The sequence below is a fragment of the Atopobium sp. ICM42b genome (genome assembly GCA_000564995.1).
Taxonomy (GTDB): domain Bacteria; phylum Actinomycetota; class Coriobacteriia; order Coriobacteriales; family Atopobiaceae; genus Lancefieldella.
In genome coordinates, this window is record JDFH01000006.1 from 152,779 (window position 1) to 176,137 (window position 23,359).

Annotated in this window: 22 protein-coding genes; 1 reads left to right on the plus strand and 21 read right to left on the minus strand. The window is 46.7% G+C overall.

The window, feature by feature from the left end; genetic code table 11:
* Positions 1 to 2 precede the first annotated feature (2 nt).
* From HMPREF1493_RS02605 to lepA, 14 genes are all read right to left on the minus strand, one after another.
* Entirely contained in the window at positions 3 to 1,667 is a 1,665-nt protein-coding gene (locus HMPREF1493_RS02605) for a ribonuclease J (protein WP_035427638.1), read from the minus strand.
* Between the two features lie 250 nt (positions 1,668 to 1,917).
* Positions 1,918 to 4,116, minus strand: coding sequence for a polyribonucleotide nucleotidyltransferase (locus HMPREF1493_RS02610; RefSeq protein WP_035427640.1), 2,199 nt, complete (start codon positions 4,114 to 4,116; stop codon positions 1,918 to 1,920).
* Between the two features lie 84 nt (positions 4,117 to 4,200).
* Entirely contained in the window at positions 4,201 to 4,479 is a 279-nt protein-coding gene (rpsO, locus tag HMPREF1493_RS02615; protein ID WP_035427641.1) for a 30S ribosomal protein S15, read from the minus strand.
* 135 nt (positions 4,480 to 4,614) lie between these two features.
* Complete coding sequence (gene recO / locus HMPREF1493_RS02620) at positions 4,615 to 5,364, minus strand: DNA repair protein RecO (protein WP_035427643.1); 750 nt, start codon at positions 5,362 to 5,364, stop codon at positions 4,615 to 4,617.
* Between the two features lie 2 nt (positions 5,365 to 5,366).
* Entirely contained in the window at positions 5,367 to 6,305 is a 939-nt protein-coding gene (gene era, locus HMPREF1493_RS02625; protein ID WP_035427645.1) for a GTPase Era, read from the minus strand.
* A gap of 12 nt (positions 6,306 to 6,317) precedes the next feature.
* The gene (locus HMPREF1493_RS02630) at positions 6,318 to 6,695 is read right to left on the minus strand and encodes a diacylglycerol kinase family protein (RefSeq protein WP_035427646.1); all 378 of its coding nucleotides are present in this window, start codon (positions 6,693 to 6,695) and stop codon (positions 6,318 to 6,320) included.
* A complete protein-coding gene (gene ybeY / locus HMPREF1493_RS02635; protein ID WP_035427648.1) occupies positions 6,695 to 7,204 on the minus strand; it encodes an rRNA maturation RNase YbeY in 510 nt (169 codons plus the stop codon). Before ybeY ends, HMPREF1493_RS02630 begins: the two co-directional genes overlap by 1 nt.
* Before the next feature lies 1 nt (position 7,205).
* Positions 7,206 to 8,165: a PhoH family protein gene (locus HMPREF1493_RS02640; protein WP_035427650.1), complete on the minus strand. Its 960-nt coding sequence runs from the start codon at positions 8,163 to 8,165 to the stop codon at positions 7,206 to 7,208.
* An 11-nt stretch (positions 8,166 to 8,176) separates the two neighbouring features.
* Entirely contained in the window at positions 8,177 to 9,448 is a 1,272-nt protein-coding gene (locus tag HMPREF1493_RS02645) for a MiaB/RimO family radical SAM methylthiotransferase (RefSeq protein WP_035427651.1), read from the minus strand.
* Positions 9,448 to 10,653 carry a molecular chaperone DnaJ gene (dnaJ, locus tag HMPREF1493_RS02650; protein WP_035427653.1) on the minus strand — a complete coding sequence of 402 codons (1,206 nt, stop codon included), beginning with the start codon at positions 10,651 to 10,653 and terminating at the stop codon, positions 9,448 to 9,450. Before dnaJ ends, HMPREF1493_RS02645 begins: the two co-directional genes overlap by 1 nt.
* A 33-nt stretch (positions 10,654 to 10,686) precedes the next feature.
* Positions 10,687 to 11,793 (minus strand): DnaJ domain-containing protein, encoded by a 1,107-nt coding sequence (locus HMPREF1493_RS02655; RefSeq protein ID WP_035427655.1) that lies wholly within the window; start codon positions 11,791 to 11,793, stop codon positions 10,687 to 10,689.
* A gap of 93 nt (positions 11,794 to 11,886) precedes the next feature.
* Positions 11,887 to 13,137, minus strand: coding sequence for a radical SAM family heme chaperone HemW (hemW, locus tag HMPREF1493_RS02660; protein ID WP_051485228.1), 1,251 nt, complete (start codon positions 13,135 to 13,137; stop codon positions 11,887 to 11,889).
* A 9-nt stretch (positions 13,138 to 13,146) separates the two neighbouring features.
* The gene (dusB, locus tag HMPREF1493_RS02665; protein WP_035427658.1) at positions 13,147 to 14,238 is read right to left on the minus strand and encodes a tRNA dihydrouridine synthase DusB; all 1,092 of its coding nucleotides are present in this window, start codon (positions 14,236 to 14,238) and stop codon (positions 13,147 to 13,149) included.
* Between the two features lie 9 nt (positions 14,239 to 14,247).
* Positions 14,248 to 16,059, minus strand: coding sequence for a translation elongation factor 4 (lepA, locus tag HMPREF1493_RS02670; RefSeq protein ID WP_035427660.1), 1,812 nt, complete (start codon positions 16,057 to 16,059; stop codon positions 14,248 to 14,250).
* A gap of 108 nt (positions 16,060 to 16,167) precedes the next feature.
* Here lepA and rpsT point away from each other — a divergent pair, with 108 nt between their 5' ends.
* On the plus strand, positions 16,168 to 16,431 hold the full coding sequence (gene rpsT, locus HMPREF1493_RS02675; protein WP_012808888.1) for a 30S ribosomal protein S20: 264 nt from the start codon (positions 16,168 to 16,170) through the stop codon (positions 16,429 to 16,431).
* A gap of 72 nt (positions 16,432 to 16,503) precedes the next feature.
* Here the strand turns inward: rpsT and holA are convergent, their stop codons facing one another.
* The 7 genes from holA to mihF all read right to left on the minus strand — a co-directional run bounded on the left by holA (position 16,504) and on the right by mihF (position 23,293).
* Positions 16,504 to 17,475, minus strand: coding sequence for a DNA polymerase III subunit delta (gene holA / locus HMPREF1493_RS02680; protein ID WP_035427662.1), 972 nt, complete (start codon positions 17,473 to 17,475; stop codon positions 16,504 to 16,506).
* Complete coding sequence (locus HMPREF1493_RS02685; protein WP_156921375.1) at positions 17,459 to 19,741, minus strand: ComEC/Rec2 family competence protein; 2,283 nt, start codon at positions 19,739 to 19,741, stop codon at positions 17,459 to 17,461. Before HMPREF1493_RS02685 ends, holA begins: the two co-directional genes overlap by 17 nt.
* A gap of 97 nt (positions 19,742 to 19,838) precedes the next feature.
* Positions 19,839 to 20,591: a ComEA family DNA-binding protein gene (locus tag HMPREF1493_RS02690; protein ID WP_051485229.1), complete on the minus strand. Its 753-nt coding sequence runs from the start codon at positions 20,589 to 20,591 to the stop codon at positions 19,839 to 19,841.
* A gap of 281 nt (positions 20,592 to 20,872) precedes the next feature.
* Positions 20,873 to 22,117, minus strand: a complete 1,245-nt coding sequence (gene thiI / locus HMPREF1493_RS02695; RefSeq protein WP_035427666.1) for a tRNA uracil 4-sulfurtransferase ThiI — start codon at positions 22,115 to 22,117, stop codon at positions 20,873 to 20,875.
* 5 nt (positions 22,118 to 22,122) lie between these two features.
* The gene (locus tag HMPREF1493_RS02700; protein ID WP_012808893.1) at positions 22,123 to 22,407 is read right to left on the minus strand and encodes a DNA-directed RNA polymerase subunit omega; all 285 of its coding nucleotides are present in this window, start codon (positions 22,405 to 22,407) and stop codon (positions 22,123 to 22,125) included.
* The gene (gene gmk, locus HMPREF1493_RS02705; RefSeq protein WP_035427669.1) at positions 22,407 to 22,985 is read right to left on the minus strand and encodes a guanylate kinase; all 579 of its coding nucleotides are present in this window, start codon (positions 22,983 to 22,985) and stop codon (positions 22,407 to 22,409) included. The genes HMPREF1493_RS02700 and gmk overlap by 1 nt, the downstream gene beginning before the upstream one ends.
* A complete protein-coding gene (gene mihF, locus HMPREF1493_RS02710) occupies positions 22,985 to 23,293 on the minus strand; it encodes an integration host factor, actinobacterial type (protein ID WP_012808895.1) in 309 nt (102 codons plus the stop codon). The genes gmk and mihF overlap by 1 nt, the downstream gene beginning before the upstream one ends.
* Positions 23,294 to 23,359 lie beyond the last annotated feature (66 nt).

Genomic DNA, 23,359 nt, shown 5'->3' on the forward strand with positions numbered 1-23,359 from the left:
GCTTATACCTCCATAATGACCGGAATAACCATTGGTCGAGTACGAGTTTTGCTCCAAAGGAAGTTAGAAAGGGCATTGCGTACGCTCTTTCTCATTGCTTCAATGTTTGCGCCTTCGGACTTAGAGGCCTTCTCAATTGAATTTCTCACAAGATTCTGTGCGTCATGCATAAGCTCGTCATCGTCGGCAAATGAAACACCACGGCCAGAAATCTCAACAACACCTGGCTTAAGGTTGCGACCAACAAGGGTTACCACTGCGGTAACAATGCCGTCCTGAGAAAGGCGCTGGCGGTCACGAAGAACAACAGGGTTAGCGTCGGTGACAGAGAGGCCGTCAACGTACACTACGCCAGACTCAACCGTCTTACCACGAGTAACCTTGCCGTTTCTCATCTCAAGCGTGTCGCCGTTATCAAGAATGAAAATGCGATTAGCAGGAACGCCCATCTGCTGAGCAAGTTCTGCGTGAGCACGCAGGTGAACAGCCTCACCATGAACAGGCATGAAGTTCTTTGGACGAGCCATACCAAGCATAAGCTTGAGCTCTTCCTGGCTACCATGGCCAGAAACATGGACAAGTGCCTTTGACTTATCGTAAATCTCGCAACCAATCTTAGAGAGCGCGTTGATGATAGACTGAACGCTCTTCTCGTTACCTGGAACAGGAGTTGCAGAGATGATTACGGTGTCCTGAGGACGAATGGAAAGCGACTTGTGCTCTCCGTTTGCCATGCGTGCCAAAGCACTCAGAGGCTCTCCCTGGGAACCGGTACACAGAACAACAATGCGATCATCTGCGAGTTTATCAACATCGTAAGCATCAATGATGTCTTTATCGGCAATGTTGAGGTAACCAAGCTCACGCGCAACCTTTGTGTTGGTAATCATAGAGCGACCGGTAACAACAACCTTGCGCTTTACCGCTACAGAAGCGTCACACACCTGCTGAAGACGGTGAATGTGGCTTGAGAACGACGCCACAAAGACGCGACCGGTTGCATTTTTGATGATGTGACGAAGCGCTGCACCAACGGAAGCCTCGGATGGAGTCATACCGGGGCGGTTGGCGTTTGTGGAGTCAGACAGCAGCAGGTCAAGGCCCTCAGAGCCAAACTTGGTGATAGCCGCATAATTTGGACGCACGCCATCAATAGGAGTCTGATCAAGCTTAAAGTCACCGGAGTGAATAAGCGTTCCTGCAGGAGTCTTCATATGAATACCAAAAGCTGCAGGAATAGAGTGGGTCATCGAGAAGAACGTGATGTCAAAGGCACCAAGCTGGACCTTTGAGCCATCAGTAACCTCACGAAGCTTGGTGCCCACAATCTTGTGCTCAGCAAGCTTGCCTTCAATAAAGCCAAGCGAAAGCTTACTGGAATAGATTGGCACCTTACGAGTAAGGTCCATAAGCAGGTACGGAAGAGCACCAATGTGATCCTCGTGACCGTGGGTAATCAAAATACCGCGAAGCTTATCTTCATTTTCAAGTACATAGGTGTAGTCTGGCAAAACTAGGTCAATACCAGGCTGTTCGTCATCTGGGAACATCAAACCAGCATCAACAAGCACCATATCATTACCGTACTCGAATACGGTCATGTTCTTGCCAATGCCATCAAGTCCGCCCATAGGAATGACTTTAAGAGCTGGGTCTTTCTTAGGCATTAAAAAACTTTCCTTTCAAAACAACTTTCTATAACAGACGCAACCCAAAGGGCCGTCTACAAGACTTTTTGCAAAATCTACATGTTGTTTAATTATATAAAAAATCTGCACGTATTACGCTATATATTCCCAAAGAATCAAAATCTCAACAGAATAACAAGAGAGCTCCGACATGCATCGAAGCTCTCTTCAATACCTCATGTTTTATAAGACCTCGCGTGACGAGAAACCCATTGAGTTTGAGCGTGCCTTATGCGTCGTGGTGACGACGTGGCTGCCTACGCTCAGCATTACCGTTGTCGTTCTGACGACGTGGGCGACGCTCCTCACGGTCCTTCTTTGGAGCACCCTGTGGTGCCTCTGGCTTATCAAGACGGTCAAGAGAAATCTTGCCCTTCTCGTCTACCTCAAGGACCTGAACCTTAACCTCGTCGCCAACAGCCAGGACATCCTCGATCTTCTCGACACGTCCCTGTGCAACGCGGGAAATGTGAAGCAGACCGTCCTTGCCAGGAAGAAGCTCAACAAAGGCGCCGAATGGCTGAAGACCAACAACGCGACCAGTGTACTCCTCGCCTACCTCTGGAACCTTAACAATAGCCTTGATGCGCTCTGCAGCAGCCTCGGCAGCACCGTTAGTACCAGCGATAAAGACGGTGCCATCCTCCTGGATGTCAACGGTTGCGCCCGTATCCTCCTGGATACCGCGGATAACCTTGCCACCAGAGCCAATGACGTCGCGAATCTTATCGGTTGGGATAGAAAGCGAGATGATCTGTGGAGCGGTCTCTTTGGTCTCAGTACGAGGTGCAGGAATCTGCTCGAGCATCTTGTTCAGAATGAACATACGGCCCTCTTGAGCCTGGAGAAGTGCGCTGCGCAGAATCTCTGGAGTAAGGCCGGTTGCCTTGTTGTCCATCTGCATTGCAGTAATACCCTTGGTGGTACCGCAGACCTTGAAGTCCATGTCGCCAAGGAAGTCCTCAAGACCCTGGATATCGGTAAGAACAACAGTCTTGCCGTTCTCCTGGATAAGACCCATTGCAACACCAGAAACAGGACGCTTCAGAGGAACGCCTGCGTCCATAAGGGAAAGCGTAGAACCGCAGGTAGAAGCCATGGAAGAAGAACCATTGGACTCCATTACCTCAGAGACAACGCGGATGGTGTAAGGGAACTCTTCCTCGGAAGGAATGACAGGCAGAAGTGCGCGCTCTGCAAGAGCTCCGTGACCAATCTCGCGGCGCTTTGGACTGCCCATACGGCCAGTCTCACCGGTGCAGAATGGTGGGAAGTTGTAGTGGTGAATGTAGCGCTTGCCGTCCATTGGCTCAATGGTGTCAAGACGCTGCCACTCGTTGAGCATGCCAAGCGTACAAATGGAGAGAACCTGAGTCTGACCACGCTGGAAAAGACCAGAACCGTGAACAAGTGGCAGGTAATCAGGCTTGACCATGATTGGACGGATCTCGTCTGCAACACGGCCGTCAACGCGCTCGCCGGTCTCAACAACCATGACGCGCATAGCGTGCTTCTCAAGACCCTTGAGCTCAACGGCAATAGCGCGGCTCCAAAGCTCCTGCTCCTCCTCGGTGAACTGAGCCTTAATCTCGTCCATCAGGTCAGCAACCTTCTGCATACGGGACTGCTTGTCAGCATCCTTAAGAGCGGCGCTCATCTGGTCATAGTAAGCAAAGATGCGGTCATGAACCTCAGCGATTGGCTCATCAAGGATGTACTCACGCTTAACAATAGGACCGTTAACCTCTTCCCACTTAGCAATAAACTTCTTCTGCTCCTCGCAGAAGGCTGCAATTGCTTCCTGACCAAATGCCATAGCGGAGAGCATATCCTCTTCGGAAATCTCATCTGCACCAGCCTCAAGCATGGAAATAAAGGTGGAAGAACCGCCAAGCTCAAGGTCAAGGTCAGAGTGATCGCGCTCTTCATAGGTTGGGTTAACCAGGAACTCGCCGGTATCAGCGTTGCGACCAATACGGACGCACGCAAGTGGTCCCTCAAAAGGAACGCCACCAACGGCCAGAGCAGCAGAAGCGCCCATGACAGAGATGGTATCAACAGCGTTTACCTGATCTGCAACAAGAGAAGTTGCAACAATCTGAACCTCATTACGGAAGCCATCTGGGAAAGATGGGCGCAGAGGACGGTCAATCATACGAGCAGTAAGGGTTGCCTTCTCGGATGGACGAGCCTCACGCTTGAGGTATCCACCAGGAACGCGACCAACTGCGTACATTTTCTCAATAAAATCAACAGTCAGTGGGAAGAAGTCGTAATCTTTGCGCTCCTTGGAAACCACTGCAGTGAGAAGTACGGTAGAATCGCCGCACTTAACGATACAGGCACCTGTTGCCTGCTTTGCGAGCTCACCAGCCTCAAGGGTGTAGTGCTTACCATAGAGGTCAAATTCGTGAGTTACTTTAGTCATTTCTTTCCTCTTCTATCTCCGTTTGCCCCATTGCAAACGGGCCTCAAACATAAAGGGCGCCAGACGGCGCCCTAAAAAGCCAACTTACTGGATGTTGTCGCGGATACCCAGGGAAGCAATAAGAGTACGGTACTCTTCAATGTCGTTCGACTTGATGTAAGAAAGAAGACGACGACGCTTACCAACGAGCATCAGAAGACCACGACGAGTGTGGAAGTCCTTCTGATGGGACTTCATGTGGTCGGTGAGCTGACGAATACGCTCAGTAAGAAGAGCAACCTGAACCTGTGCGGAACCGGAGTCCTTCTCGTCCTTGCCGTACTGCTTGATGAGCTCAGCCTTACGATCCTTAGTTACTGCCATAATAAACCGCCTTTCGCGTTGAATACTCCTTGTACTGAGAAGGTAGCCGGCAGTGACTAGCCCCTAAGAACAAGGAAATAACCTACAAGAGGATACCAGTTACTGGTGAACTTTGCTAGTAAAAATCCACTTCAACTAGATACTGAGTAGAAATTCAAATGCCTTGAGACGCGCCTCAAGGTGTGTGGCTGCCCAAATATGCGCGCTTGTGAGCAAAAAGAGCGCAGTTTCTGGAGCAATCTCAGCAACAATAAGCTGGTCAAAGGTAAGTTTTAGAAGCGACGATAACCACGAGAGCTCAAGTGGAGTTACCTCAATAGCTCCCTCAATCTCATGCGCACAACTTCCACACAATGCACCACCAGCAGCTGGCGAGAAGTACGTTAGAGCTTCATCTCCACAGGCAATGCACGATTCCAACTCAGGGCGCCAGCCTTCATGTGCCAAAACCTTAAACACATAAGCAGCAACAACAAGATCTAAGTGTTTCTCGTCAGCTACTTCTTCGCAGGCTCTGAGAGCGCGAGAGAGCAGTGGATAGAGAAACGCGTCTTCGACGCCGTCGATACACGAAAGACGTGCGACTTCACAGATAGCTGACGCAGCCGCTACCTTAGAAAGATCTCCGCGCAGCGATGCGTGCGGCTCAAGCAAGGTTGCCTCGGACAAGATATCAAGTGAGCGACCTTCTGCCAGCAGTACGTCTAGCTCACAAAACAGTTCAACGCGGGCTGCAAATCGGCCGCCTGGCTTTCTAGCACCCTTTGCGACTGCACGACACTCTTCTCCTGAATCGGAGAGCATGGTTAAGATGAGGTCTTGCTCAGCGAGTTTTGTTCTATCAAGCACAATTGCTTTAAGACGCGTAGTCTTTCTACCAGGCACAACTAGTCCTCAGTTGAGTAGCCCAGGCGCTTAATCTCATTGGCATCACGCCTCCAGAGAGGCTGAACGCGCACCTGCAGGTCAAGGTAAACCTTGCGACCAAACAGTTTCTCCAAGTCTTTTCTAGCCTCAACGCCAACGCGTTTAATCATAGAGCCGCCCTGGCCAACTACGATGCCCTTTTGTCCTTCTCGCTCAACCAAAATGGTGGCAGAAATAGATAAATGCCCGTCCGTTGCTACCTCATAGGAATCACAAACAACGGCAACGGAATGGGGAACTTCTTGACGAAGATTCAACAAGAGCTTCTCGCGAACAAACTCTGCTACCAGGTCTTCTGGCAATGCGTCAGTCTCCATGTCCTCTGGGAACCACATGGGACCCTCAGGAAGATGCTCTGAAACAAGCGCAATAAATGCCTGGATATTGAAGTCTTCTGGAGCAGAAACAACAAGCACGTCATCAAAGTGCGCAAGAGCCTGTGCGGCCTCAAGCTGTTCTGCTACTTGCTCTGGAGTTGCAATGTCAGCCTTGGTAATAACCAGCAGCTTAAAGGCAGCATGTGCCTGCTCAACATGATTGGCAACCCATTCATCTCCACGACCAACAGGCTTGGTAGCATCAATCAAAAAAGCAATGACATCAGCGTCATTAAGCTCTCCGAGCGCTGCCTTGTTAAGCTCTTTTCCAAGAGCGTCTTTGGGCTTGTGGAGGCCTGGAGTATCTACAATGACCAGCTGAGAGTTCTCTCCATTCACCACTGCCCTAAAACGACGGCGCGTTGTCTGGGCAACAGGGCTTGCAATAGCTACTTTCTGGCCCATGCAAGCATTTAACAGTGTGGACTTACCAACACTTGGACGACCAACTAAAGCAACAAAACCGCTCCTAAATGGAGTGGTCTCAGATGTAGTGTTTTCAGAAACTGAATTGGCGGTCATATGTCCTCCAACTTACCAATGAAAAATTGCTCGCGAGAAAATCAAAAGTCCTATAAGAGCTGCGGTAATGCTAATACAGCATGAAGCTGCCGCAGCAATATCTTTGGCTTTACCGGCCATAGGATGAAACTCAGGAGAAACCAGGTCCACTACAGTTTCTATTGCCGTGTTAAGGAGCTCTGTAGTTAAAACCGCACCAATACACGCGAGGACAAGTGCCCAGCTTACGGCATCCAAGCCAACAAACAATCCCGCAACTACGGTCAATACAGCAGCTACTGACATACGGCGCAGGTTTGTCTCTTGAGCAAACGCTTGGCGAGCGCCCTGTAGTGCAAAGAGAAGGCCGCGCTTAAAGCTTGGATGTCTGCCTTTAGATCCCGGAATCATTACTCGTCAATCCCCTCACGGTGGCGAGTCAATACAACTGGCTCAATAGTCCTATCCGTTGAAAGCAAAGCAACAAGAGCGTCCTCACGAGCCTCCATAACCTCTGCCTCATCGTCTTCAATGTGATCATATCCAAGCAGGTGAAGCATGGCGTGAACAAGCATGAGCCTAAACTCGTCTGCCTCCGTAGTACCATATTCTTTTGCCTGACGTGCAATAAAGTTAGGAGCCAGAATAATATCGCCTAGCTCACACATTTCACCAGGAGCCAAATCTGGATCATCAGGTCGCTCTACCTCAAGTGAGATAACGTCTGTGGGCGCATTTTTTTCTCGCCACTCAAGATTTACCTGCTGAATCTCTTCATCGCTGACAATAGAAATGGACACGGTACAAGGACGCTCTACACCCTCTTCAGAGAGTACAAGGTTGCAATCGGCTTCAATCTCTTCTACAGAAATTGGGCACGCGACGCCTTCTTCGATCACAATGTCGTACTCGTTAACCACGTTACTCCCCTAGCTGTTTCTTCTCATACGCAGTGTATGCATCAACTATCTTACCAACCAACGTGTGGCGAACAATATCATTTCTATCTAAATCAACAAAAGCAACGTCTTCCAGATTACCCAACACCTGTCGAGCAACGTCCAGACCACTTCTTCCCACAAGGTCTCGCTGTGTTGCATCACCGGTAATAACAAATTTTGACGAGAAACCCAGGCGAGTCAGAAACATTTTCATCTGCTCAGGGGTGGTGTTTTGCGCCTCATCCAAAATGACAAACGCATCATTCATGGTACGACCACGCATAAATGCAAGCGGAGCAATTTCAACAATTCCCTGTTCAACAAGGTTATTTGCGTACTCCATGGAGGTCATATCAAAGAGGGCGTCATAGAGCGGTCTAATGTAGGGATCAAGCTTCTCTTGAAGTGTTCCCGGGAGAAAACCAAGAGACTCTCCCGCTTCTACAACAGGTCTTACTAGCACAATTCTGCTGATTTGCTGAGAAGTCAAAGCTGCAAGCGCCATGGCAACTGCCAAATAGGTTTTGCCGGTACCCGCAGGACCAATACCAAAGGTTATAGAGTTGTTTGCAATTGCCTTGGTATACGCTATTTGACCTTGTGTTTTAGGCTGAATTGCTTTGCCTTTATGAGTTACAAACAGGGTACGTGTTCCCGTATGCTCTAAGTTGGCATTTCTTTTTGTACTATCAAGCAGCAACTTTACGTCTTCAAGCGTTGGCCTAGATCCAGACTCGACCATTTGAATTAGGTGAGAAAAAATAAGCGTTAACTGCTCAATTTCTTGAGAAGTTCCCGACAAAAAGATTGCTTTGCCTCTGACTGAAATAAGAGCCGCACATGACGCTTCAATTTCTCTGAGCAAACTATCAGCTGGACCTGTCAGATATAAAGGATCCACTGAATCAGGAATAGTTAAGCGAATCTGTGTTGGCTCCATGTTCCCCCAATTTATAAATGAGTAGCTTTTAGCGTTCCATTAGGTAAAACTTCATCAAAGCGCATAGCGATAAGTTCATCAAGTTCAATAGTAGGGTCAACCTGGACATCAAAAAGACCGCCAGAAATTCCCCTACCAGGATACTGTACCACCACATTATCGCAGGTACCAACTAGCTTCTTAGCAGCATCAAAGCGCATAGCATTACCCAGATCACGCATTTTCTTTGCGCGCTCAGCCATCACTTTTGGATCTACCTGATTTGGAGCAGTAGCCGCGGGCGTTCCAGGTCGCTTGGAATACCTAAATACATGCATCTTTGAAAAGCCCATCTGACGACAAAACTCAAACGACTCTTCAAATTCTTTATCAGTTTCTCCAGGGAAACCAACAATAAGGTCCGTTCCTAACGCAATAGTTGGCAGTACCGAGCGAGCTTCCTCAACAGCGTTGCGATAAAGTTCTGTCCTATACACCCTGCCCATACGTGCAAGCGTAGCGTCACATCCGGATTGAAGGCAGATGTGCAAAAAAGGTGCAATTCTTCCGTTGGAAGCAGCAATAACCTCTACTAAACGAGCATTTACATCAGGTGGCTCAAGAGAAGAAAGCCTGAGGCGGCCTACCTCTGTTTTTTCAAGCACATACTCGAGAAGGTCTGGGAGCCTGAGGGTCTTCTTGCCCTCATCCTCAAGTTGAGCTTTATAGCTACCAAGATTAATTCCCGTAAGAACAACCTCTTGAGCTCCTCTGCTCATAGCATCTTTTACCTGCAAAACAACTTCACGAGGATCAAGAGACTTACCTGCGCCACGTGCTTTCCACACAATGCAGAAGGTGCAACGATTATCGCAACCGTCTTGAATTTTGATGCCAGGGCGCGTACGACCTGTTGGAGTAGGCTTGGAGATGACAAGTCCGTCGTCGCTTACGGATTCTGGTGCAAAACCTAGCTCTTCAAGAACCCTATCTGCAACTTTGTCCTTCTCGGCTTCTACCACAACGTTAGGAGCAAGCGAGGCAAGTTCATCAGCAAAAAGACTTGCAACACAACCCGTTGCTACTACAAGAGGGGCTCCCGGCATAAGCGCTGCTTTACGCACAGCTTTTCTCGTCTTAGCTTCTGCTTCTGCGGTGACAGCACAGGTGTTGATAACAATTGCCTGAGCTTCATCTTCTTCAACAATGCGACATCCCATGCGAAGCAGTGAATCCGCCATTAAATCAAGCTCAACGCGATTTACCCTACATCCAAGATTTATGAGCGCAATACCATGAGCCATTAGCGCCTCTTCTTGGAAGTCTTCTTGGAAGTCTTTTTGGCGTTCTTATTTTTGTGATCTGAAGAATCTTTACCTTCAGATTGAGTGGTATGTGACTCATCTTGAGTGTCTTGAACACTACTTTGTTTACGCTCATCAATAAGTGAGGTGAGTGTATCTAACTGATCTTTGGTCAGCCCTGTTGAAGTCTCAATGTGAACCAGAACGTAAAGGTTTCCACGAGCCTTAGTATGCAAACGAGGCATGCCTTTACCAGCCACGCTTAGCTGCTGGCCATACTTACAACCTGCAGGTATAGAAATCTCAATAGTTTCATCTTTGATAATGCCGTCAATGGTAACGGTAGTGCCAACAATTGCCTCAAGAGAATCTACACTAACTGAAGTAAAGAGATCGTCTCCCCTGCGCTCAAAGTCTTTATGCTGGGAAACCTCAATAGTTACGATGAGGTCACCAGAGGTATCACCCCTGACACCAGCCTCGCCCTTGCCGGTAATAGAAATTGACTGGCCAGAATGAACGCCTGCAGGAATTTCAACAGAAACACGCTCATGGTCAGGAGTTCTTCCCTGGCCACCACAGGTCTCACAGGCGTGTTCGACTTTTTTGCCTGTTCCTTGGCACTCTGGACATACAGTCTGAGACTGCATCTGACCAAAGACGGTATTTTGGACCTGAACTACCGTACCCGTACCGTGACAGCGTGGGCAGTCTTCAATTTTTCCACCCTCACCAAGGCCGGTGCCATTACAGTCATCACAGGTAGAAAGTCTGTTATACGAGATAGTTTTTGTAACACCCGCAGCAGCCTCTTCCAAAGTGATAGAGAGTCTAATTCCCATATCACTACCACGAGTACGCTGAGCAGCGTTGCGACCACCATGGCCGCCGCCAAAAAAGGAGTCAAAGATATCTCCAAAGCCGCCAAAACCACCGCCAAAGATATCTGACATATCCACATAGCCGCCACCAAAACCGGATGGACCATTAGGATCACCATAACGGTCATAGTTGGCACGTTTTTGCTCATCTGACAGCACAGAATAAGCTTCGTTTACCTCTTTAAACTTCTCTTCTGCATGAGGATCATCAGAAACATCAGGGTGCAGCTTTCTTGCCAGCTTTAGAAAAGCTCGCTTGATTGTTTTTTGGTCTGCATCACGAGCAACACCTAAGAGCTCGTAGAAGTCTTTCTTCTCTGCCACGCTTACTAACTCTCCCCTTGTAAAACCTAAAACTTAAATTCCCATATAGCCGACATGGCCTAATCCGGCCGTACAAGCATACAAAGTCATAATAATAATTGAGTAGAAGGCACCGTTGATAATTCCCGAAACAAAGGCATTTGCAAAGCTTCTCCACCAGCCAGCATTCATCTTGACGCCATCTGCAAGAACATTTCTTATGCCAAATATCAAAAGCGGAATCAACACAATGGCAAATAGTGGTGAGCGTAAATTAAGCGCCACAAACACAAGAAGCATTGCAGTTATACCTGTGATACGAGCTCCCGCGCGTTGGCGGAACGTCAACTGCTCTGAAGGAACCTTAACATTTACGATAAAATCACCAGTTGCAGAACAATTTGTTCCTGCATTTCCCATTCCAGGTACTCTGATTTGGTCACCATCATGTGAATTAGCTGGTACATCAACCATAATTTCGCTTGCAGACAAAACACGTCCAGAACCACCACAAACGTCGCATGGGTCCTGTACGACGTGACCAGCGCCTTCACACTCTGGACAGTCAACTCTAAACTTGCCTACTCCAAAAATGGAAGAAAGATCAATGTCAATATGGCCCGTTCCGTGGCAGGTAGGACAGGTAGTTGCCTCAGTCTTATGCTGTGATCCCTTACCAGCACAAGCATCACAAGTAACAAAGCGCTGATACGTGATGCCTTTCTTAACACCATTTTTAGCGTCTGTATCATTCAGCGTTAAGTCGTAGACAATATCTGCGCCAGTCTGAGGCTTGTATGCACGAGAGCGCTTTTGAGATCCAGTAGTCCAATTAGTAAAGTTGATATCACCAAACGGGAAGCCTCCCTCAAAAGGAGAACCTCCATAGGCAGATCCGCCAGGATAACCAGAAGGACCATAGCCGCCGCCATAGAAAGAGCCACTTCTCATTGCATCATATCGACGGCGTTTCTCGGTATCTGACAGAACAGCATATGCCTCAGAAACCTCTTTAAAACGTTCTTCAGCATCGGGCTCTTTATTGATATCTGGATGAAGCTTACGAGCTTTAGTTTGAAAAGCTTTTCTAATTTCTTCAGCTGTCGCGGACTCAGAAACACCAAGGATGGCGTAATAGTCCTTTTCGTTCATAGCAGCCATGAAATCTCTCCGATTCAACCCATAATAAATCTGCATCATGAGAACGTTTGAAAGTGTACCCACTTGTTTTGAACTTAATGCAGCACAAACACGTTACAAACGTAAATCCCAAAGACGTCCATAGAGCTCGTTGCCAAGCAGCCAGCCCTTCTCGGTAGGCTTATATGAAGCTCCAGTCCTAGAATTTGCCGCATCAACGTGAACTAACAGCCCATCTCGTACGCACGCATCAAACACATCATGTAGACGCAATGCGCCAAATATCTGCTCAGACTCTTCTAAAAGCGCAGGCGAAATTGGCTCCATAAGACGAGCGTGCAGCATCAAATCTTCTGCCACAGCTTCTTTTTGAGTCAGAAATTCAACATCAAACTCTGTCGAGAAAAGCGATGCACCTTCGGCAATTTTTCTTGGAGCATCAAGAACCACCAGTCGCGCGCGTTCGGCATTTAGCGGACGATTTGGCAAAGAGGTGTTGACCTTGGCAAGTACATCGTACTCAGCTGCAGTCAACATGCTTGCAGCGCTCGTGCCAAGCCCAAGGTACGACTCGCCTGTCCAGTACATCTTATTGTGCTTACAGCTCTTCTGATTGCGAGCATAACTTGCCACCTCGTAGCGTTCAAACCCCGCCGCTTGGAGCGTCTTTGAGGCCGCCTGCATTCGATCTGCCTGCACGTCATAGGTGTTCCATGGAGTGTCTTTATCCTGGGTTTGCTTAGCCAGCGCCGTGCCGTCTTCAATGGTTAGCGGATAGACACTCACATGATTTACGCCAAGCGAGATAAATCTTGAGAGCGAAAACTCCCAAGAACTCTCTGTTTGCTCAGGAATTGCACACATAAGATCAACCGACACATCGTAACCATGCTCTTTTGCAGCAAGTACTCTGTCGTAAGCCAGGTCGGCCGAGTGAATTCTGCCCAGCTTCTTAAGCTCATTATCGTTAAAGCTTTGAACTCCCAAAGAAACTCGTGTTACCCCGCCCGTAGTAAGACTGGCGAGAAGATCATCAGATAGTGAGTCTGGATTTGCTTCAATACTGAACTCATCAGGATTTACAATCGCAGAAGTGTGCTGCGCCAAATCCACTGCATCTTGACCAAGCAAGCTTGGCGTTCCACCGCCCATATAAACTGTTTTTGTGGCTGATAACAAACCAAGCTGGGCAGCCTCGTCTAGCTGATGTTTTAGTGCTTTAACGTAATTATTCATGCGACTATCATCTTGTCTTGTAGACCAAGAAGAGAAATCGCAATAGAAGCATTTTTGAGAACAAAACGGAATATGCAGATAAAGTGCAGAGGTAGCCGTTTGATTGTATTTAGACTGCCAGGAATCCACAACAAATCACTAGCTCATAGGTAGATTATGCTCAGGAAATTCTTGCTCACCCTCAAGCCGCTTGACGGTTTCTTTAATCTCTAGTGCAAGATCAATAAAATCCTGGGCCGTAACGCACTTTACTGACTTTCCACGCCAATAGGCTGCGTTTGGAATACCTCTAAAATACCAGGTAGAAAGGCTTCTAGCGCGAGCAATATGAATATCCGCAGCGTCAAGCAACCTTACATGCATCATAAAAGATGCAAGCATTTGGTCAAGCGTTGGAACAAGCACAGGTTGACCCTCAACTAAAGCTTGAGTGTTTTTAAAAATCCACGGATTTCCGTACGTTCCGCGAGCAATCATTACAGCCGTTACACCTGTCTCTGTAAGAGCATGAGCTGCTGCTTCAGCAGAGAGCATATCGCCAGAGCCTATAACAGGAATTGAAACAGCATCGCAAACTCTATTAACGGTCTCCCATTCCGCCTGACCTCGATACATCTGGGTGGCAAAGCGGCCATGAATAGCAACAGCAGACGCTCCAGCAGCCTCCATGGCGCGAGCAAACTCAGGTGCCACTTCCTCATCCTGACGTCTACCACGCCTAATCTTGACAGTGACAGGTACGCTAACCTCAGACAGACAAGCCTTAACCAAATCTGCAGCAAGCTCTGGGGTATCGAGAAGGGCTGAACCCTCCCCTTTTTTAACCACCTTAGGAACAGGACAAGCCATATTGATATCGATAAGAGCCAGCTTATCCCCTAAACGCTCACTAATCTGAGCTGCTGCTTCTTTAAACTGATCTGGCTTTGAACCAAAGAGTTGAACAGCAATATCAGGCTCTGTTGCAAGAGGCTCTACAAGCTCCCAGGTTTTATCGCCACCATAATGAATTCCTGCAACAGAAACCATTTCTGAATACGCAAGACCTGCTCCGCCAGCTCGAGCCATAGTGCGATACACGCCATCGCTGACACCGGCCATAGGGGCCATAAGCACGGGATTTGCAGACAGGCGCTCCTTAAGTGAAGTACCTGACGCAAAAGGAATAATGCGAGAAGAAAGACCAGCTTCAGGGGCACAGGTTGCAATAATAGTTTGAAGCGATTCCACAGATACCTTCTACTCGTCATCAACCTTGAGAACAGCCAAGAACGCCTCTTGGGGCACTTCGACTGAGCCAATCTGCTTCATGCGCTTCTTACCCTCTTTTTGCTTCTCGAGCAGTTTGCGCTTTCTGGAAATGTCGCCGCCGTAGCACTTGGCTAAGACGTCCTTTCTACGCGCGCGAACAGTAGAACGAGAGATGATTTTATTGCCAATTGCACCCTGAATAGGAACCTCAAAAAGTTGCTGTGGAATAATGCCTTTAAGCCTGTCGCAAAGACCACGAGCAAGATCGTATGCTTTGTCTTTGTGAACAATAAACGAGAGCGCATCAACAACGTCTCCAGCAAGCAAGATATCAAGCTTAACCAGGTCAGAAGTGCGGTACGAATCAAATTCATAGTCAAGTGAGGCATAGCCTTTAGTTCTACTCTTAAGCTGATCAAAGAAGTCCAAGATAAGCTCAGCTAGAGGAATACTAAAAATCATCTCAACGGACTTATCAGACAAATACACCATGTCCTCAGATACGCCACGATGATCAACAACAAGCTGCATAACCGTGCCAACAAACTCGGGAGGCACAATAATTTTTGCCTTGAGGTACGGCTCATCAATGCGGTCAATCTTAGTAACCTCTGGAAGATCTTGAGGACTGGTGATCTCAATCATAGTTCCATCGGTCTTATAGACGTGATAGTCAACAGAGGGACTGGTAGCAATCAAGTCCAGGTCAAACTCACGCTCAAGACGTTCTTTGACAACCTCCATGTGGAGAAGACCCAAAAAGCCTACTCTGAAGCCAAATCCCAAAGCAACAGACGTCTCTGGAGACCACGTAAGAGATGGATCATTAACGTGCAACTTATCAAGTGCGTCACGGAGATTCTCGTACTGCTTGTTATCAACCGGGAAAAGACCGGTAAATACCATTGGTTTTGCCTCACGATAACCTGGTAGTGGTTCTGCACAAGGATTTTGCTTATAGGTCAGCGTGTCTCCAACGCGGACAGCTTCAGGGTCTTTGAGGCCAGTTACCACATAGCCAACTTCACCAACAGAAAGCTGGTCAACAGCCATCTCAAGAGGTCTCTTAGCGCCAACTTCTTCAACAAGAAAAGGCATAGATCCCTGCATCATAAGAAGCTGATCGCCGGCTTTGATTGAACCATCAAAAACACGCACTGTTGCAACGACGCCTCTGAACTGGTCAAAATACGAGTCAAGAATAAGCGCCTTAAGTGGAGCTGTAGGGTCTCCCTTTGGAGGAGAAACCAAATACACCAAAGCCTCAAGGAGCTCGTGAATACCCTCACCTGTTTTACCAGAGACACATACCGCATCATCAGCCGGGATAGCAAGAACATCTTCAATTTCTGCACGTACCTCTTCAGGTCGAGCAGATGGAAGGTCAATCTTATTGATTGCAGGAACAATATCCAGGTTAGCGTTCATGGCCAGCATGGCGTTTGAGACAGTCTGTGCCTCAACGCCTTGCGTTGCATCAACAACCAGCACTGCACCCTCACAAGCAGCCAAAGACCTTGAGACCTCATAGGTAAAGTCAACGTGGCCTGGGGTGTCAATCAGGTTGAACTGATAGCGCTCTCCGTCATCTGCGTCATACATGACGCGGACTGCGTTTGATTTAATGGTAATTCCACGCTCACGTTCAATGTCCATAGTGTCCAAGAGCTGTGACTCCATATCGCGTTCTTCAACGGTATGAGTAAGCTCCAAAATGCGGTCACTGATGGTAGATTTACCGTGATCGATGTGCGCAACAATAGAGAAGTTGCGAATATGTGAAGTATCCTGTGTATTCATAAGGAAAATAATAGCGTAAACTACCCCCTTCGTGCTATACTTCAACAGCTGCCTCAAACGTGTCTCAGCGAAGAGGCCTCACATAGTAAACACCGAAAGGAACCGCACGTGGCTAACATCAAGTCTCAGAAGAAGCGTATTCTCACCGCTGAGAAGGCACGCCAGCGCAACAAGGCTGTCCGTTCCGAGCTTAAGACTGCTATTAAGGCAGTTCGCACTGCTGTTGAGGCAGGCCAGCTTGAGGACGCACAGGTTGCAGCTAACAAGGCATCCCGCCTTCTTGACAAGGCTGCTTCTAAGGGCATCGTACACAAGAATCAGGCTGCTCAGCGTAAGAGCGGCGTTCAGAAGCTTGTTAACACCCTTAAGTAGTTCTTATCTACTTTTAAACTTTTTAAAACGGACTCCTTGGAGTCCGTTTTTTCTTACCTGAATTCTTTGAATCTACACATTTGCGACGCCGCACAAAGCAAAGATGAGCTTGGTCATTGTGGTTGTTTTATCTTCTCCACTCTTAAGACCACGTTCTGCATCTGCACAGAGGCCCAGAATATATTCAAGCTCACCATCTGCAAATTGACGCGCCCAGCGTGCATAATTTCTTACTTGCCAGTCCTGCTTGCCCAAAACTGAGGCAATTTCCCGTTCTGTACCTCGCTTAACCATAGACCTAGCGCAAATAAGCTCTCTTACGCGTCCAGTCATAAGTGACAGATTTCCAATAGCTCCCGATTCATCCATCTGACTGTAAAGCTCCAAAGCCTTTTGAGCATTTCTCGCTGATAAGCTGTCGAGAAAATCCCACGGCTTGACCTCAACCACTCGTGCAACATGAGTCTCTACAAACTGAACGTCAATTGCACCAGGACGACCCAACAGAGCTGCTAGAGATTTAATCTGAGAATCGAGCATGGTGGTATTATCGCCAACACGACTTACGAGCTCGTTGGCCACATTTACTGGAATTTGTAGCCCATACTTTCTTCCAAGATCTCCTATATATTTAGGCAATTCACTTCTGGTCATTGCACCGCAATTAATAACTGCGAGCTTACCTAAAGCGTCAACTGCTTTGTAGAGCCTTGTTGTTTTGGCAAGTTTACTTGCAGAAAGCATCAGCGTTGTAGTTGGATTGGGGTTCTTTAGATACCCAACAAGAGCCTCTGACACAGACTTAGGCAATTTACCTGCATCATCAATGACAACAATTCGTCTAGAATCACCCATAGGAAGTGTCTGAGCAGAAGACAGAACAGATTCTGGAGTCAGCTCAGCACTTACAGAAATCTCATCAAGATTAAACGTAATAAAACTCTGGTTAAGACGGCTTTTAAGTTTGTCTATAGCCCTCGCACGCTTCATCTCGTCAGGGCCAACAGCCAAATATGCAGCTAGTAGCTTAGCCTGCTCCGCCATCTTTTTCCTCCTCTAAATCTGTATCTACTTTAGCATGTTGCACACTTACCCTAGGTCCATGTTCTCCGGGAAATACGGTGACGTCTCCATAATCTTTTGTGCAATAAAACCTTGCGCCAACACCCTCTAAGATATCCACCGCTTCCTGTTTAGGATGTCCATAACGATTATTCTTTCCAGCACTTGCAACTGCTACCTCAGGTTTTAGCGCGCGAGCAGTTTCTGGATAGAGTGACTTTGCCGCTCCATGATGGCCGACTTTTAAGAAATCAATATCGCCAACATCACCCGATGTTACCGTCTCTTTTGTTTGATCTCTTTCAGCGTCTCCTGTTAAAAGCGTAGTCAGGGTATTCTGACCATCGTTATACGTTACGTACAGCTCAACCGACGCATTATTAGCTTCTTTAGCTTTATATCCCCTATGTGGCCACACTACCCGGACATGAAAGCGACCAACATCAAATTCATCACCATATAAAACTTCATAGGAGTTGCTGCCGGAAATCCTCTGAATAGCTCTCTGAAGCTCAGGTTTTTCTTGTTTTGTTATTCCTTCTCCAACTAATACCTGACCTGCCTTCACCGAATCAACCATATACCTCACGCCACCAGCATGATCCTCATCAAGGTGTGTGAGCAAAATAGCATCAAGATATGAGATGTGTTGTCGCTCTAGAGCGTCATTAACCACATCTCCCACACTCGTGTCTACGAGCAGAGAATGCGCGCCGTCACTGAGCAATATGGCATCTCCTTGGCCAATATCCATCACACAAATTCTTGTTGGCGAGAAAAACTTCCAGTAGATACTTAAACCCAAAATAAGCATAAACATCATCAAACAAATGCCAGATAAAACTACTCTTTTCCCTTTTGGCCAAAACACGTAAAGAGCCACCATTGCTGCAAACACAAGCAATGAAACTATCCAGCTCATGTCAGTTAACGACACGCTTGCAAAAGATCTTTCGGATAAAAAAGAAGTAAGAGTCTCTATAAACTGACCAAGAAAATCCACAAGGCAGAAAGCAACATCTTGAGCCGGTTTAAACCAACATAAAGCTATTGCTCCAATTCCAAATAAGCTCAGAAGAGAAAATAAACTTGTAATCAGCGCACTTGAAAGAGGAGCAAGTAAAGAAAAATGACCAAAGTACATGCAATAAATTGGAAGGCACGATAGCTGAGCAACGGTTGTGGCACACATAGTATTTCGCACGTCAGAAAACGGTTTTCTAAGGATCTTCTGTATTGTTCCATATCCAGATATGTGAAAAGCAATTTTTGCATAGTACTGAGCAAGACCGCCGTAAATATTCATGCCAAAAATACATGCTAAAGACAAAGTGAAAGCAATATTCACACTTAGCTGTGGATCTATACAAAGCATAAATAATGCAACGATAGAAACTGCTGAGAGCGTATGATTTTTTCTTCCCACATATTGCATTACGTATTTTTGTTCAACAAGAAGTATTGCCCTCATTGCAGACGCAGGTAATCCACAGAAAAGCGCGTAGCTACTGAGTAAAAATAAATTCACTACCCCTCTTAAAAGAGGTTTTATCGTTAGCTTTTTAAGAAAAGCGTCAATAAAGGTAGAGAGAATTACCATGTGACAACTAGAAATTGCAATGAGATGCATTAGACCGCAACGCATAAATATTCTAGGAATGTTAAAGCTATACAAGCTAGGCCTATAGGCACAAAGACCGCATGCAACTAACGCTCGGCCAAAGCTCTGCTCTGGTTGAAGTTGAGAAATACAGTTTTCTCTAAATTGGGCAACTTCTCCAATAATTCCCTCTTCATAGGTTTTTGAGTTCACCTTGGTTATCTGAATTGAACCAAGTACTCCTCTCTTAAATTGTTCTTCTGAAAACTCCTTATCTTTATATTGTGTAAACCTGCCTTCACAACAAAGATGAGTTTCTCGCAAGAATGGTTCCTTGGCATGTATGCCCACAAATCCAATACAACTACCTTGGTAAAAGACAGACGCCTGACCAGTCCATGTATGATTTTTATAGACTAAATCTCTTGATACGACTAATTCAAAATCGTGTATAGCAGTTGACTCTAAAAGATCTACCGATGCCATTTGACTGGCATATATAAAAGAAGACCTGATAAAGATAATTACAAGTGAAAGTAAAACCACTCCAACAGTCATAAGGCTGGTATGCGCGTACTTTACATACCAAAGTCCTAATGCCGCCGCCATGCAGCTTCCTAAAATCTGAAGCAAAATAGTATCAAGCATTACGTTTCTTGCGATAAAAACTTGCAGCCATACACAAACAAATAGCAAGATACAAAGGCTATACGGAATAAAAGGCCTAGTGGGTTGTTCTATCACCTTAGACACGAATATTGTCCTTGAGCTGATCAAACTTTTTCTGGCCAATTCCAGAAACACGCATCAAATCTTCAGTTGTTTTAAAAGGTCCGTTCTTTTGTCTGTCTGCAACAATTCGCTGAGCTAGCCCTTCTCCCACACCTTGAAGCTTGGTTAATTCTTCTACAGTTGCTCGATTAATATCTACAACTGTCTTTTTATCTCTCTTCGTATTTGTTTGCTTATTGCTTGTGGCTTTGTTTTGCTCTGGCTGTGGAATCTCTGGTGGCGGCTCTTCTCCCTTTTTAGGAATATATATTTTTTGACCATCTTCAACAGGAGCCGCTAGATTAATCCCTTGCCCGTTTGCATCTTCAGTTAAACCTCCTGCTATTTGAATAGCATCATTCACGCGTGGGTTTGCCATTTGTAGAGCGTAAAGTCCTGGTGACTTAACAGCTCCATCAACATGAACCATCATTTGAGGAGAAGCTTCTTTAATCTTATGATCAGCTCCTGGCTGATCTGTAGCATTATCTTCTTCCGTATGTTGTGGATTTTCTGCAACAGTCACTCCTTGCGTAGAGTCTCCTTGATTATGCGATCTATCAAAAGACTCTGATGTTCCAGCAGAAATTATTCCAATTAATACAACTGCCGACACAATAGCTAGGACAACCACAGCGGCAACCGCTATGAGTTGTTGCTGAGATAGATTAAATCTTCTCATCAATTTATTAATTACTTGAGTGCGGTTATTTGAAATCTGAGCCATACAATCACCTCAGATTTATATTCAACTATTAGGTTAATGAGAAGCGGTACTTTTAAAGATTCATCTAATAGTTTTGTCCTAAAACTGCTGGTAATCTGACACAGTTATCAACAGTTACCAGATATATTGCACAAACTAACAAGTACAGAATTGCACTAAATAAGATTATCAAACCACTCGCATAAAAAATCCGCCCTTTTACGGGGCGGATTCTAAAAATGTATCTGAGCAAAGCTATCAAAACCTTTGAACTGCAGAAATACTTCAGACTTAAAAATATCCTAGTCAGCAATAAACTCTGCAGGAGCAAGTTCTTTATGACGAGCAGCAAGCTTTTTAGGTGGCTTATATGAAGGACACTGACTAAAGTCAATGTACTCAATATGTTGCATAACGTCATCAATCATGGCTTCATGGTCAAAGGAATTCCATGCTTCAAGAACTTCTCGCATTCTTGCGTGAGTCTCAGGACGTCGAGGCATAAACAATGTGCAGCAATCAGGAGCCGTCTGCGTTGAGATATCAAACGTGTTGATATCTTGGGCGCGACGGATGATTTCTTGCTTGTCAGAGCCAATCAGAGGCCTCAAAACAGGTATGGTGACTGCCTCGTTGACAGCAGCAATGTTATCAAGCGTCTGAGAAGCAACTTGACCAAGTGACTCGCCAGTTACCAGGGCTTTAGCGCCCTCAAGCTCTGCAATCTTCTGCGCAATGATGTACATCACGCGACGATACATAATGACACGAAGAGCCTGTGGAACAGCAAGGGAAATCTCACGCTGGTGCTCGCCAAAGGGCACAACATACATTCTGCCAATAAGACCAGCAGGCTCAAGAGCCTCAATGATATCCTGGCACAGATATTCACTGGTATCGGAAGTCATGGGACGTCCAGAGAAGTGAACAGGAATAACCGTAGCTCCCCTACGACCAACCATCCATGTGGCAACAGGCGAATCAATACCGCTAGAAAGAAGCGACACAACCTTGCCCGCAGTACCAACAGGAAGACCACCAACGCCATGAATAGATGCAGCGTAAACGTATGCGTTGCCCTGAACAACGTGTACATAGACCGTCATATCCGGATTATGCATCTGAACTTTTTTATCAGGGAAATTCTCGCAAAGTACTGCACCAACAAGCTGGTTAATCTCAATGGAATGCTTTGGATAGACCGTTGAGGAACGACGAGCATGCACTTTAAACGTAGCAAAGTCACCGGACTCCCCCAGCGCCTTCACGGCGGCGTTACAAAACTCCTGCTCATCTAAGCCACAACGATACGCCAAAGAAGCACGTGCAACGCCAGGAACCTGGGCCACAGCATGTTGCAGCTCTTCAGTTGCTTGTTTATCAGTGGTTTCTACAAGAAGATAGCCAGAAATGCGAGAAACCCCCGCCACTGGAAAGTGTCGGAGGGCTCGTCGCAAATTTGTTACCAACTGATTTTCAAAAGTGGATCGGTTCTTACCCTTTAAACCAATTTCGTGGTAGTGAACCAGACATACTCTTTCAGTCATAACTCTTAGTAAACGATGGTGTTCTCGCCCTTAATTGCCTCGTCAAAAGAATCTTTAACAAAGCCAAGGGTACCGTCGTTAATCTCTTTCATAGCAATAGAGACAGAATCTTTACCACTTGCAACAGTAGTAATGTCATCAAAATCCTGAACAGCGGTTACACGCAGGTGCTGACCGTGAAGCATATTGTTAATATCGCAAGCACGCTTAGAAGCAAGTGAGCAAAGCAAGAATGGATTCTGCTCAGTCTTCTGAAGCAGGCTGTCAATCTCAGGCTTAATAACAGACATTAAAGCTGACCTCCGTCTGATTCATAGTCATCAAAAACTTCCTCGAGCTTGCTCAGAGCAGTCTCAAGGTTGTCGTTCACAATGCAAACAGTATAGTCGTTTGCATGCTCCATTTCACGCGAAGCATTAGAAAGTCTCGTAGAAATGGTCTTCTCGTCTTCTGTACCACGACCTCTAAGGCGCTGCTCAAGCTCTTCAAATGAAGGTGGTTTAATAAAGACGAGAATGGCGTTGGGGTATTGTTTGTGGACCATAAGTCCACCCTGAACGTCAATCTCTAGAACAACAGACTGACCTGCAGAAATCAGGCGATCAACCTCGGATTTGAGCGTGCCATAGCAATGACCATGAACATGAGCCCACTCAAGGAATTCACCAGCATCAACGCGCTTTTTAAATTCTTCATCGGAGAGAAAATAATACGCAACTCCATCGACTTCTCCTGGTCGTGGAGAGCGCGTAGTAGCCGAAACCGTCAGGCCTAGGTTTGGGCGCTTGTCCCTCAACAGAGAGACAAGCGTTCCTTTTCCTACACCTGACGGTCCAGATACTACAAAAAGTTTGGCTGAACGAGCCACTACTTGGTCAGTGCCTCGAGGAGCTGCTCACGCTGACGAGCGCCAAGGCCCTTAACGCGGCGAGTTGCGGAAATTCCGAGCTCGTCCATAATCTTTGCTGCCTTTGCCTTGCCATAGCCAGGAAGGGACTCGATAAGAGCGGAAACCTTCATACGCTCAGCAATAGGATCGGTAGAATCAAGGACCTCTTTAAGGGAGACCTTACCAGTCTTAACCTTCTCGCGAAGCTCTGCACGAGCGTGACGAGCCTGAGCTGCCTTCTCAAGTGCTGCCTTGCGCTGCTCATCGGTAAGTGTAGGTAGAGCCATTGTTCCTCCAAACATCGTTTTCGTACTTCATATACGAAACTCAATTTAATGTGCCTTTTGCACTTC